This window comes from Vallitalea maricola (assembly GCF_036985595.1).
GTDB lineage: Bacteria > Bacillota > Clostridia > Lachnospirales > Vallitaleaceae > Vallitalea > Vallitalea maricola.
In genome coordinates this window covers 16,034-30,020 of the sequence record NZ_BTPU01000009.1, presented here as the reverse complement: position 1 = coordinate 30,020, position 13,987 = coordinate 16,034, and the positions used below count along the sequence as shown (strand labels likewise).

The following is a 13,987-nucleotide window of genomic DNA, read 5'->3' as shown; positions in this document are numbered from 1 at the left end:
TCAAACTCTAGAAATTAATCGACCTCCAAGTATAGCTTTACCTAGAGTTTTAAATAAATAAGTAAATAACATTAACTTATAGGAGGATTTTAGAATGAAGAAGAAAATAGTAGCTCTTTTCATGGTTATGATGTGTGTAGTTTGTCAGTTGAATGTTCAAGTTAGCGCTAGTACTTTGGCACTTGGTCCTGTTACACCTAAGGATGTGGTATATCAGATTATTACTGACCGTTTTGCAGATGGTGACCCATCAAATAATGTACCATCATCAGCTCAGCTATTTGATGATAGTAATAACGATAATAAAGGTGATGGAGATGACTTAAAGCTCTATCAAGGGGGAGACTTTCAAGGAATAATTGATAAAATACCTTATTTAAAAGGTATGGGTGTAACTGCAGTTTGGATTAGTGCACCTTATGAAAATCGTGACACACCTATTATTGACTATCAACCAGGTGGAAGTCAAGATATATGGACTAGTTTCCACGGTTATCATGTAAGAAACTATTTTGCAACTAATAAACACTTTGGTTCAATGAAGAAGTTTGAACAATTAAGAGATGCCCTTCATGCTAATGGAATCAAACTTGTAATTGATTTTGTAACAAATCATAGTAGTCGTTGGCTGAATCCAACAGATAATTTTAGCCCTGAAGATGGAAAACTATATGAACCTGATAAGGATTCTAATGGTAATTACGTATTTGATGCTAATGGAGAACCAGTGGACCTTAATGGTGACGGTCAATTAGAGAATCTGTTGGCAGATCCACATAATGATACACAAGGATTTTTCCATGGTCTAGGCGATAGAGGTGGAGATACATCAACTTTTGGTTTCAGACATAAAGAGTTAGGTTCATTAGCTGATTACTCTCAAGAAAATGGTGTTGTAGTAGAGCACTTAGAAAAAGCAGCTCAATTCTGGGTTGATAAAGGAATTGATGGACTTAGACATGATGCAACTTTACATATGAATCCTGCATTTGTGAAAGGTCTAAAAGATAGTATTGACAGTAAGAGTAACGGACCTTTAACACATTTTGGAGAATTCTTCATTGGTAGACCTGATCCAAAATATGATGAGTATCAATCATTCCCAGATAGAACTGGTGTCAATAACCTTGACTTTGAATTCTTTAGATGTATAACTAGTACATTTGGAGATTTCAGTACCAGCATGGCTGATTTTGGTAATATGTTATGTTATACAACTAGTGATTACACTTATGAAAATCAAACAGTTACTTTCCTTGATAATCATGATGTAACTAGATTCGGTTATTATCAAGCACGTAGAGAAGTTTACAATGCAGCATTGGTAGCGCTTCTTACATCAAGAGGAACTCCTAATATCTACTATGGTACAGAGCAATATATGACACCTAACACAAACAGTGATGTTGGTGGAAGAATGTTCATGGAAGTAGATTCTAGTTTTAATACATCTACAGATGCTTATAACATCATTAAGAACATGTCAGATCTAAGACAAGAAAATGATGCATTGGCTTATGGAACAACACAAATACTTTATTCCAATAATGATGTATTAGTTATGACACGTAAGTTCTTTGATAAAGAAGTATTAATAGCTATAAATCGTCAGCCTGACAATTCAGTGGCAGTTAATACTAATGTTACTACTGGTTTTGCAGATGGTAATTATAATGATGAACTTAATGGCATAATGAAAGCCAGCGGAATTGTGGTTTCAAATGGTGGTAAAGTGTATGTAGGTACGTTACCAGGAGGATATGCAGGTGTATGGTCTTATAATCCTAATAATAACGGACCTAAGATTGGAAATGTTATGTCAACTATGGGGCGTGCAGGTAATAAAGTTTATATCTATGGAAATAACTTTGATGGAAATGTTGATGTAAAATTTGATAATGTTAGTGCAACAGTTGTTACAAATACATCAAATTATATAGAAGCTATAGTACCTAATGTAGCTGCTGGTGAAGTCAATATAACAGTTACAAACAATGGAAATACAAGTAATACTTTTGGATATACAGTGTTATCTGGTGACCAAGTACAGACTATATTCCGTGTGAATGCCAATACAAGTTTTGGTGATACAATTCATGTTGTAGGCAGCATTCCAGAGCTAGGTAACTGGGATACCAACAAGTGTACAGAAGCTATGATGAATCCTAACTATCCACAATGGTTCTTACCAGTTAGTGTACCAGCAAATACTACTTTCGAATTCAAATTCATAAGAAAAGATGCTAATGGTAATGTAACTTGGGAATCAGGGTCTAACAGAGTATTTACTTCTACATCCGATACTAACGGTACATCTGAAACACCTGTTTATAATTGGAATTAGGTAATAAAGTATTTCACCATAAGTCATGGTGAAATGCTTATAATCACAAAAATGGGAGGCATTAACATGAAAAAATTATTAGCTATCTTACTGATTGCCACTCTATGCATGAGTACTATTGTAGGTTGTGGCAAGAAAAAAGAGGAAGAAAAAAATACTACTGCTAATTTAGAAAGTGAGAACACTTCGGGGGATAAAAAAGAAGAAGCTAAAGAACCAACACATATTAAAATATGGTACGAAACACAAGAGGCCATAGCTGAAGAACTTCAAAAAGAACTTGATAAATTGGCTCCAGAGATAGTTGTGTCCGTTGAAAGAAAAGAAAAGTTGACAGAGACTCTAAAACTTGTTGGAAATGATCCAAGTAGTGCACCTGATATGTATTTTTTTGCACATGACAAGATAGGAATATTTGCTGAGATGGGTATTTTATCACCTATTACCAATTTCATTCCTAAATCAACATTTGATGATTTTATACCTATGACCGTCAGTGCAGCTACTTATAAAGATCAAATCTATCAATTACCTATTTACTTTGAATCTTTGTTGTTCATGTATAACAAAGCTCTTATGAAAGAGGCTCCAAGAACAACTGATGATTTATTGGCTTATATGGAAGCTAATACAAAAGATGGTAATTATGGATTTGTTGAACAGCATAGTACAGCTTATTTTACTGTAGGGTGGATTCATGCTTATGATGGATTCGTTATCAACGATAAAGCTGAACCAGGTCTTGATCTTAAGGAAACAAAAGATGCTATCAAATATCATAAACAATTTGTAAAATATATGCCAATAGATGGTGATTATAATACCATGACTACATTATTTAAAGAAGGTAAGGCTCATTCTACTATCGGTGGACCATGGTTAATTCCAGACCTAGTAGAGAATGGAATTGATATTGGTATAGCTCCTATGCCTGTTGTAAATGAAACATTAAAAGCTATCAGCCCATTTGCTGGTATCCAAGGTATATGTGTATTAAAAGGAGCAGAAAGCAAGAAGGAAGCAGTAGCGAAAGTTCTAGAACAGTTATCTAAACCTGATATAGGTATCAACTTAGCAAAAGCTATTGGTTCAGCACCAGTAAACAACAACTGTTATGAGGATGATGCAGTCAAGAGTAATGAGATCGTCATGACACTTAAAAAAGCTTCTGCAACAGCAGTACCAATGCCTAACGTACCAGAAATGGATGTTATGTGGGCTATAACTGAGAATCTATTATCAAGTGTAAATAAAGGGGATGCAGATCCTGTGACAGCTTCAGATGAAGCTCAGAAAAAAGCACTAGAACAGATTGAAGCAATGAAATAAATAATACAGAAGGGGGTGTCCCCTTCTGTATACCAATATGAGTATAAGTGACATTAAGGCAGGTGTGCAAAAAATGAAAAAAAGAGGTTACAAGAAGATTATTCCATATATATATTCTTTTCCTGGTTTGGCATTAATAGGTCTTATGATTGTTTTTCCTATCCTCTATACTGGATATATCTCTCTTACCAATATGAATGTATATCATTGGTTTGATTTTCAAGTAATTGGATTTCAGAATTATATGAAAGCATTATTTGTACTAGATACAGGATTCCTTACTGCTTTTGGTAGAACGATTATATGGACTATTGTCAACATGGTATTACAGATGGTTATTGCTTTTATTATAGCAAGTTTATTGAATGTGGAAGGTCTTAGATTAAAAGGGTTGTACAAGACCATACTTATGTTTCCTTGGGCAATGCCTGGGTACATATCTATTCTTTTATGGAAAATGGGAATGTTTAATACAGAATTCGGGTTATTGAATCATTGGCTTAATAAGCTGGGTTTTGCTAATGTACACTGGTTAAACAGTAATAATATAGCTTTTGCTTCTTCGGTTATGGTTAATCTGTGGTTGGCATTACCTTTTATGATTATGATTATAGATGGAGCATTACAAAGTATTGATAAAGCATACTACGAAAGCGCAACAATTGAGGGTGCAGGTTATTTCAGCAAGGCAAGAAAAATTACAATACCCCTGTTAAGACCTATTATCGCACCAGCAGTTGTTATTACTATATTTACTACTTTCAAACAGTTTGATATTATCTATCTGCTAACACAGCAGCAAGGTTCCAAGACAGGAGCTGATATTCATACAATCATTACTTATACATATGAAAAAGCTTTTGTTACCAACAATTATGGGTACAGTTCAGCAATATCCATAATTATATTTATGATATTGATTATATTCTCGTTGACCATTAGAGGCAGATTAAAAGGAGGAGAGGTAGATGCATAGAAGAACTAAACATAGAATCAAGATGAGTTTGCTTAATTTATTTTTTATTGTTGCATGCCTATTATGCATTGTACCTATTCTTTATACTTTATCTGTATCTCTGAATGGTACTAACAATATATTGAGTGGATCTTTTTCCTTTGTACCTAAGGAATTTACCCTTGATAATTATAAAGCAGTATTATTTAACAAACCATATCTCTTGTGGTTGAAAAATACATTAATATTGGTTGTCGCTACAGTTACTATATCATTAGCGGTAGCAATACCAGCTGCCTATGCTTTTTCCAGATTCAGATTCATTGGAAGGAAAACAATTTTGTATATATTGATTATACTTAATGCCTTTCCATCAATCTTATCCATGTTTGCCATATACCGTATATTGATGCCAATGAAATTAGTTAACTCTTATCTTGGATTAATATTGATATATGTAGGAACCATGGCTATATTTGGTCTTTGGAATATGAAGGGTTATTTTGATACGATACCTATAGAGATTGAGGAAGCGGGTAAAATAGACGGAGCTAATGATTTTCAGCTGGTAACTAAGTTGATTTTGCCATTAGCAAAGCCATCTATCATTGTTACAGCGGTTATGATTATTATCTTTGTATGGAATGAATACATATTCGCAGTTACTTTTATGACAGGTGCAGAAAAATATACTTTAGCTGCTGGATTATATGCTCTCCAAGCAACTCAATATACACGTAATTGGCCTATTTTCTCAGCTGCATCACTATTAACAGCTATTCCTATACTAATTATTTTTCTGATAATACAGAGAAATATGGTTTCTGGACTTACAGCTGGTGGTGTAAAAGGATAATTTATTCAGTAATATTTATAGAGGAGGATACAGATGAATTATGAAGCAGTATTGCATATACCCCTTTCTAATTATGCTCATGGCATAGATGAAGAGAATGTCGTATTTAGAATACGAACAGCAAGGGATGATATAAAAAGTTGCATACTACATTATGGGGATAGAGCTTGCCGTGTGAATCCAGTTATTTTTAGTAGTGAACCCATGAAGATAGTTGCACAAGATGAATTATACGATTATTATGAAGTTGTTCTACACTCACCATATACACGTATATGTTACTATTTTGAATTAAGTGATGGAGTAGAGAGTAAGTATTATTATTATGATATGTTTATGAATACCCTGCCAATAGAGCGTTCAGAATTCTATCAGTTACCTTTTAATAGAAGAGAGGATATTGCAACTATTCCATCATGGGTACAAGATGCAGTAGTTTATAATATATTTCCTGATAGTTTTGCTACTGCTAAAGGATATATTAGTAATAAAAAAGGTGAAGCCAAATTTTCACATCATACTACCTATAGTATGCGTGGAGGAACTTTGAAAGGAATAAAGGAGAATATACCTTATTTCTTAGATTTGGGTGTTAATTGTATTTATATGAATCCAATCTTTGTGGCTGGAGAGTGGCACAAATATGACTTGATCGGTTACTATAATATTGATCCATGTTTTGGTACTAACGAAGATTTTAAGGAATTAGTTGATGCTTGTCATGATAACCATATACGAGTAATCATTGATGGAGTATTCAATCACTGTGGCTGGCATTTCTTTGCATTTGAAGATGTATTGGAAAAAGGAGAAGCATCTAAGTATAAAGATTGGTTTTATGGATTGAAATACCCTGTGGAATATCCGGATAGCCAAGAAGACATACCTACATATGATTGTTTTGCTTATGAGCGTAAAATGCCTAAGATGAATACATCTAATGAAGAGGTAATCGAGTATTTCTTAGATGTGTGTAAGTATTGGACTGAGAGTTATGGGATTGATGGATGGCGACTAGATGTAGCCAGTGAGGTAGATGATACTTTCTGGCGTGAATTCCGTAAGACTGCCAAATCAATTAATCCAGACTGTTTTATCATAGGTGAAGTATGGGAGTCTGCTCAGCATTGGTTATTAGGAGATCAATTCGATTCTTCCATGAATTATGATATGCGTAAAAATTGCCGAGATTTCTTTGCAGTTGATACATTGGACAGTTATGGATTTGATAGTAGAGTGACAGCCATGCTCATGCGTTACAATAAGAATATAGTTCATGGACAGTTGAATCTACTAGATAGCCATGATGTACCTAGATTTTTATCTATATGTCAGGAAGATATGAAACGATTTAAATTGTCTGTAATATTCCAAATGACATTTTTAGGTGTACCTATGGTATTTTATGGTGACGAGAAAGGTCTAGTTGGTATAAAAGAACATGAGTATAGAAGACCAATGAGCTGGGATAAAGAAGAAGGAGCAGAGATATACAGCTTCTATCAGGATATCATTAAGTTAAGACGTAACAAGGATACACTGAAATATGGCGATTATAAAACAATTATGGCAGAAAGAAATAGTGGAGTATACGCATTTAAAAGATGGCATGATGATGAAGAAACTTATGTAATACTTAATCGTAGTGAAGAGAGTATAGCTATAGATAATGTTATTGGCGATACCAATTATAATATTGATTTATCTAGTAATGAAGATTGTAAAATGGTAGAGCCTTGGGGATTCGTTATTGTTAGTAAGAGCTGTTGATATTATATGAATATAAATTTAATATAAAATTATTGAAATAAGGGCTTATCTTACGCATAGCCCTTATTTTTAGTGGGACAAATATCCAGATAACTATTTAGGTAGTATTTATGGAACATTAATGTTAAAATATTAAACAATGATATTTATATGTAATGTTAGTTTCAAGAAAGATTTCATAAAAGGGGAATATGTAGTGCAAAGAAATAGAAAATTAATTGGTTTTATGAGTTTAATGCTAATTATTATTAGCCTAATTTGTAATATATTTTATTATAAAGCCCAACAATTAGAAGAACCTATTATTCTAGAACATTATATTGAAGATAAATTGTATGAAAACAAAGATGTTGACCTGACATTTTATTTTATTACTAATTTGACTGATAAAAGCAAATTGTTGAATGTCTATTTTCCAGAACAAGATTTGTTATGCTACGTTGATTATAGACAGGAGTATGAGTCAAGATACTATAGAGTTAATATAGTTAATCTTAACCTCATGTATGACGACTTGAAATTTAATGAAAATGGTGTAGTTGTTTTGGAAGATGCAGTCATTACATATAATAATGGATTAACTCAAAATGTAGATATAGGGAAAATTATATTATCTCTTGATAGAGAAAGAAGTTTAGATTCTACTATGTCAGGAGTAAGTACCTCAGGACAATCAATAGAATGTTTTAAGCTGGATAATAGTATTATAATAAATAAGATTACTTCCAGACTATATGATGAAACTAATAATTTTGTATATATGAATTTTGTTGACAGGACTATAAGTAATATGGGTTTTCCAGCAGACAATGTTAATATTCATGATGAAAAAGAGAATAGAATTTTTTCACATATAAATGAATTACCATTACCACATGAGGCAATTAATTATGTGGAAGTATGGAGCTACGTTAAGCCAGAAGATGAAAGGAAATTCAATATATATGAACTTTGTTATACTTTAGAATATACATATAAAAATGGAACAGAGGGTAAAGAAGATTTACTGAATATAAGGCATATTCCATGTTTCACAGAAAAATTAATATCAGATCTGGTGAAAATAAAAAGAGATTAATATGAAATAATACGAAAAGAAAGAAGGAAGATGATGAAAAAAAATAAGAAGAAAATACTGATTTTTGGAGTCATAGCATGTATATTTAGTCTGATACTTAATATTGTAAATATATAAGTACACAAGATCAGTGAACCCATAGTATTAGAGCATTACTTAGAAGTATCATTACATGATGAAATTGATCTTAGTATTAATTACATAACCAATAGAAGAGATAGTATCAAAATTAATAGTATCTATTTCCCTAAATATGATCTTACTTTTTATGATAAGAACTTTCAAGATACTAATAGTTTAAAATATTATAATAGTAATACAGCTGTTCTTAATACTCGCTTGAATTTAGATCAGCAAAAAGAATATGAGGAAATGGATAATATTATCTTAGAAGATGCAGTTATTACGTATAATAATGGGTTGGAACAAAATATAGATATTGGGAAGATTATTATCAATAACAATAAAGAAAAAGGTTTGCATAGTTCAATGAGCAGTTCTTCTAGTACAGGATTTTCTAAGACAGTGTTTGAACTTGATAACAGTATAATTATTAACGATATTACATCCAAGCTTTATGAAGAGACACATAATTTTGTTAAAATGAATCTAGTTACTAATGATGAGTTAGACAATACTTTAGTAAATATATCAAAGGAGACCGATAAAGACAAAATTATGGAAATGGAGGATAATTACCATAATAATCAAAAGGATATAGAGTGTTATCCTTTAGATGAACTACAACTACCATTCCAAGCCTATAATACGTTAAGTGTTAATACTAATTTTGAAATGTTGGATAATGATTGTAAGTATAATATCTATGACATTAGATATACATTGCTTTCTACCGATGAAAATGGTAATGAGGGTAGTCAGAGTCTGTATAACATAAGGTATTCACCATATTTAACAGATAAATCAGTTAGGCAACTTGTTAAGAAAAGGGGATTATAAGATGGGAAAACATTTTGGAACAATTGTATGGGGGATAGTTTTCATACTAATTAATATAAACATTGGTTTTATCGACATCTTGCCAAATGTAGTAGGATATATACTTATTACAAGTGCTGTATCAAAATTATATGATAAGACAGAAATCAAGGAATTCCATATTGCAACTTATGTAGGTTCAGTATGTGTAATTGTACGTATTATTACTTTTTTCTTATTCTTGAGTCAAAATTCAGAAATTACTATATTATCAACAGTCATTGGTATCATAGTACAATTACTAATATTAGTATTAGCTTTTTATATGTATGAAGCTGTAATTAAACTGTTGGAAAAAGAGAAAGCCCGATTAGTGGAGCAGATAAAAAGTGGTCGTAACTTTTTTCTATATGTGCAGCTAATAGCAAGCTTTATTATGACTTTCAGTCTCAATGTAGCAGAAGGGACAGCGATAACTATGAATTTTATATGTGCTTGTGCAATGATAATAACTATGATTGTATGGGCTGTCAACATGAATACAGTCAAAAAATATTGTAATGGACAGTTGAAAAATGAGGATACAGATAATTATTAAAGAACCACCCCAGCTTACATAGCTAGGATGGAAATTTATACACTTTATCTGACACTACAAGCGGATACGTGAATTGAATCTTAGCTTTAATAAATTAAAAATTCACTACCCATCTTTTTCCTTTATTAATTATTCTGCAAATTTATTTTCTTTAATAGTATTAACAATTGTCATCATAGCCGTTTCTTCATCTTCTCCATTAATATGAATAGTAATTTCACTATTGTAACATGCACCTAAAGTCATGACACCCATAATTGATTTCATATTCACGATTTTATCATTACATTGTATATCAATATTTGATTTATATTTAAACGCCACGCCAACTAGCATTGAAGCTGGACGAGCGTGTAATCCTTCAGGCTCGATAACTTTTAGTGTTACACTCAACATCTATACATCCTCCTTTAGTACCCCACATATACGATTGTAAACGTCTTTATCCCTGGTCATCTGAAGAACTTCTGACGCTAACTTTACCATATCGTTATAATTGAGTTTTGAAATTATATGGCGTGCTTGTAAGATGCTTGTAGCACTCATACTAAATTCATCTAATCCTAGTCCAATTAGTATAGGTATAGCTAGTTGCTCTCCCGCCATTTCACCACACATACCAACCCACTTACCTTCTTTGTGTGCCGCATTAATGACCATTTTTATTAATCTTAATAAGGATGGATTAAACGGTTGATACAGATAAGATACTTTTTCATTCATTCTATCTGCTGCAAAAGTGTATTGTATTAAATCATTCGTTCCAATAGAGAAAAAATCTACTTCTTTAGCAAATTGATCCGCTAATATTGCAGCTGCTGGAATTTCAATCATTATCCCTATTTCTATATGGTCACTAACTCTACTACCTTCTTTTATTAATTCGCATTTAGATTCCATTAGCATGTCTTTTGCTTCATGAAATTCATCCATTGTTGCAATCATAGGGAACATAATTCTTAGATTGCCATATACACTTGCTCGAAGTAATGCCCGCAGTTGTGTTTTAAAAATATCTTTCTTGCTTAAACATAATCGAATAGCTCTGTTTCCTAAAAATGGATTCATTTCCTTGTCCATTTCCATATATGGTAATTCTTTATCGCCGCCAATATCAAGTGTTCTTACAACAACAGGTTTATCACCCATATTATTTAACACTACTTTATAAGCTTCAAACTGTTCTTCCTCTGTAGGCAAATTCTTTCTTCCCATGTATAAAAACTCTGTTCTATATAAGCCAATGCCTTCGCCACCGTTATTATTTACGCCTTCTACATCCTCTGGTGAACCAATATTACCAACAAGTTCAACATAATGATTGTCCATTGTTACAGTGGATGTATTTTTTAACTGTGCCCAGATAGCTTGCTTTTTTTTATACATTTTAATTTTTGCTTTAGCTTCTTCTATTTGTTCATTACTTGGATTAATATGCACTTTACCATCAAATCCATCTACCATAATTATATCAGATTCTTTAATATCTAATAGAGCTGTTTTAGTACCAACAACCGTTGGAATCTCTAGGGTTCTAGCCATTATTGCAGCATGGCTGGTTCTTCCACCTACATTTGTTACAAAACCTTTAATATATCTTTTATCAAATTGTGCAGTATCTGATGGGGTTAAATCATTAGCTATTACAATAACTTCCTCTTTTATAGGCGTAGCACCATTATTATTAATTCCTAATACATGGTATAATAGTCGTTGAGAAACATCCTTTATGTCCGCTGCACGTTCTTTCATGTACTCGTTATCCATAGCCTCAAACATATTAATAAACATATCAGCTATTTCTTTTATGGCATAGTCTGCATTAATGCTATCTGACTTAACATTTTTTTTTATATTTCCTATAAACTCTGGATCATTCAAAATTTGAATGTGTGCATTAAATATTTCAGCGCTTTTTTCATCAATATCTTCTTGTGCTTTAATTCTAATAGCTTCTAATTCCTTTATACTTATATCAATAGCATTATCTAATTTTGTAATTTCGTCTTGAATATTGTCTACTTGCTTCTTCTCAACCTGTACTTTAACTGGTTCATATTTATACACTTTACCAATTGCAAAGCCATTACTTGCACCAATACCATTTAATATCATGATTTTCATCCTTCCAATTACTTAGTTACCTCTTTTAGTATCATACTACTTTTACTCATATAGTATTAAAGGTCTATAGCTTAATCTCTATAGACCCTTCAAACTTTTTACACATTTTTACTTAAGATTATACTAATTCTTTAACCTTATTGAATAAATCTTTTACTATTTCTACATCTGTTTCTTTTGTCTCTTTATTAATAGCTGCTCCATATACATGTGGCATAACTTTTTCTACCCCTGCATTTAAGCATACTTTTAAGATTTCACTAAAATTCTCAACTGTGATTCCTCCAGTAGGCTCTATCAGCTTAACTCCCATTTTAGCAGATGCTTCAGCTACGTATTTTAATTCTTCAAGACCTTCTAAACCTCTCATTGGATAGAATTTCACAGAGTCAGCTTCCATATCAAGCAACATAGCTAAAGCCGTTTCTACATCAATAATGGCATCGTTTTGCTTACAACTTCTTTCTCCAGTATTAATCTTCACTTTACCTACAACGCCTGTTGGACTCATAAGGACATTAATTTTAGTTGTTTTGTCTTTATTCATCATTAACGCACCTGAAGCATATCCTGCTGAAGTAAAAACTTGATTTACATGTCCAGGATTTGTGTTTGCTGCAATTGTGGCTGCTTTAATTCCCTGTGCTGGATCTCCTGCTCCTAATCCAACAGATACACATGGCACTTCTTTTTTAAATTCATTAACGAATTCAATGCCTTCTTCTGCTGATTCAAATTGGTTAGATAATACACCTATTGCAGTATACCCATCCATAGCATCATAGACTTCTCTTCCATTTTTTGCATCTTTAGCTAGAAAATTAATTGCTACTCTATCCTTATAAAATTTAATTTCTGTACTCATATATACCTCCTTAAAAATCTTTAATTTTCATTATAACTTGTTGTAACTCATTTGTAGTTACGGATCTAAAGTCAAAATTTAGAATCCCCAAATTGATATAGTGTTCACGAGTATAAATTGATGGATTTCCTTGCTTTAAGTAGTCTCCTAAGTCATAAGCATTTTTATTAAAGATTTTTTCATCAATTTTCAATTGAGCTCTAAAAATTTCTCTCCCTGCTTCATCTTGAACTAATTTTATATTAATACCCTCTATATCATTTAATTCTTTCATCATTGTTTCTACACAATACATTTGGTGATCTTTTGTACTATTCTTTTCTTGATAGTCAAGAATAGCTTGATAAAGTCCCATCATGTTTTCTTTACCAACTTTCATTGCTCGACCAATACCTTTATATTGTTTTTTACAGCTTTTAATCAATGATTGTCGTCCTGCAATAAATCCTGACGCAGGTCCTGCTAATGCTTTTGCACCACTATAAATCACTAAGTCAGCACCCATATTATAATATTTTTCTAAATCTTCTTCAGCTGCTGCATCTACAATGAGGGGTATTTTATGATTTCTTGCAATGTCTATCATGGTCTCAATAGATTGCATTCCTTTTTGTACTGCATGATGAGATTTAACATATAATAGAGCACAGGTATCTTCAGTAATGGCTTGTTCTATATGCTCTCTTTCTACCTTATTAGATTGTCCAACTAATACTGGAGTTCCGCCTCCAATATTAATCATGGTTTCCATTGGCGCACCATAGTTAACAGCATGTCCTTTTTGAAGAATAACTTCTTTCTTTTTTTGGTTATGATTTGGCATGGACTCAATAAGTGACAAATGGTCACCTGTAATAGTTGCTGCAACTGCAATGACAATACCGCTAGACGCAGACGCTGTAACACATATATCTTCACAATGTATTATTTTTGCTATTTCATTTCCTACTGTATCCAATAAATCATCAATCACAACATAATGACTTCCTGCGTTAGATATAGCCTCTTTAACGCTTTCTGAAAGAGTAGATACTCCTAATTTAGTCATTTTTCCAGAACAATTAATAACTTTTGGCAAGCCTATTTTTTCATAAACATTCATAATATCCTCTTTTCAAATGTGTATCTT

General features: G+C 32.3%; 12 protein-coding genes. 8 read left to right on the top strand and 4 right to left on the bottom strand.

All coding sequences use genetic code 11. The features are described 5' to 3' along the window. Positions 1-94 precede the first annotated feature (94 nt). The 8 genes from AACQ14_RS03195 to AACQ14_RS03160 all read left to right on the top strand — a co-directional run bounded on the left by AACQ14_RS03195 (position 95) and on the right by AACQ14_RS03160 (position 9,869). Positions 95-2,344 carry an alpha-amylase family glycosyl hydrolase gene (locus AACQ14_RS03195; protein ID WP_339362118.1) on the top strand — a complete coding sequence of 750 codons (2,250 nt, stop codon included), beginning with the start codon at positions 95-97 and terminating at the stop codon, positions 2,342-2,344. Between the two features lie 66 nt (positions 2,345-2,410). Continuing rightward, a complete protein-coding gene (locus AACQ14_RS03190) occupies positions 2,411-3,673 on the top strand; it encodes an extracellular solute-binding protein (protein WP_339362117.1) in 1,263 nt (420 codons plus the stop codon). Between the two features lie 73 nt (positions 3,674-3,746). Continuing rightward, positions 3,747-4,649 carry a carbohydrate ABC transporter permease gene (locus tag AACQ14_RS03185; protein ID WP_339362116.1) on the top strand — a complete coding sequence of 301 codons (903 nt, stop codon included), beginning with the start codon at positions 3,747-3,749 and terminating at the stop codon, positions 4,647-4,649. Next, the gene (locus AACQ14_RS03180) at positions 4,642-5,484 is read left to right on the top strand and encodes a sugar ABC transporter permease (RefSeq protein ID WP_339362115.1); all 843 of its coding nucleotides are present in this window, start codon (positions 4,642-4,644) and stop codon (positions 5,482-5,484) included. The genes AACQ14_RS03185 and AACQ14_RS03180 overlap by 8 nt, the downstream gene beginning before the upstream one ends. 33 nt (positions 5,485-5,517) lie before the next feature. Continuing rightward, on the top strand, positions 5,518-7,254 hold the full coding sequence (locus AACQ14_RS03175; RefSeq protein ID WP_339362114.1) for a glycoside hydrolase family 13 protein: 1,737 nt from the start codon (positions 5,518-5,520) through the stop codon (positions 7,252-7,254). A gap of 196 nt (positions 7,255-7,450) precedes the next feature. After that, positions 7,451-8,332 (top strand): hypothetical protein, encoded by an 882-nt coding sequence (locus tag AACQ14_RS03170; RefSeq protein ID WP_339362113.1) that lies wholly within the window; start codon positions 7,451-7,453, stop codon positions 8,330-8,332. A gap of 339 nt (positions 8,333-8,671) precedes the next feature. Beyond that, positions 8,672-9,292 (top strand): hypothetical protein, encoded by a 621-nt coding sequence (locus AACQ14_RS03165; protein ID WP_339362112.1) that lies wholly within the window; start codon positions 8,672-8,674, stop codon positions 9,290-9,292. Between the two features lies 1 nt (position 9,293). Then, a complete protein-coding gene (locus AACQ14_RS03160; protein ID WP_339362111.1) occupies positions 9,294-9,869 on the top strand; it encodes a hypothetical protein in 576 nt (191 codons plus the stop codon). Between the two features lie 129 nt (positions 9,870-9,998). On the opposite strand, the gene AACQ14_RS03155 is transcribed toward AACQ14_RS03160, so the two are convergent. From AACQ14_RS03155 to AACQ14_RS03140, 4 genes are all read right to left on the bottom strand, one after another. Further along, positions 9,999-10,265, bottom strand: a complete 267-nt coding sequence (locus AACQ14_RS03155; protein WP_339362110.1) for an HPr family phosphocarrier protein — start codon at positions 10,263-10,265, stop codon at positions 9,999-10,001. After that, positions 10,266-11,984, bottom strand: a complete 1,719-nt coding sequence (ptsP, locus tag AACQ14_RS03150) for a phosphoenolpyruvate--protein phosphotransferase (RefSeq protein ID WP_339362109.1) — start codon at positions 11,982-11,984, stop codon at positions 10,266-10,268. A gap of 127 nt (positions 11,985-12,111) precedes the next feature. Continuing rightward, positions 12,112-12,858 (bottom strand): 2-dehydro-3-deoxy-phosphogluconate aldolase, encoded by a 747-nt coding sequence (gene dagF, locus AACQ14_RS03145; RefSeq protein ID WP_339362108.1) that lies wholly within the window; start codon positions 12,856-12,858, stop codon positions 12,112-12,114. 10 nt (positions 12,859-12,868) lie between these two features. After that, positions 12,869-13,960 (bottom strand): DgaE family pyridoxal phosphate-dependent ammonia lyase, encoded by a 1,092-nt coding sequence (locus tag AACQ14_RS03140; protein ID WP_339362107.1) that lies wholly within the window; start codon positions 13,958-13,960, stop codon positions 12,869-12,871. Between the last annotated feature and the right edge of the window lie 27 nt (positions 13,961-13,987).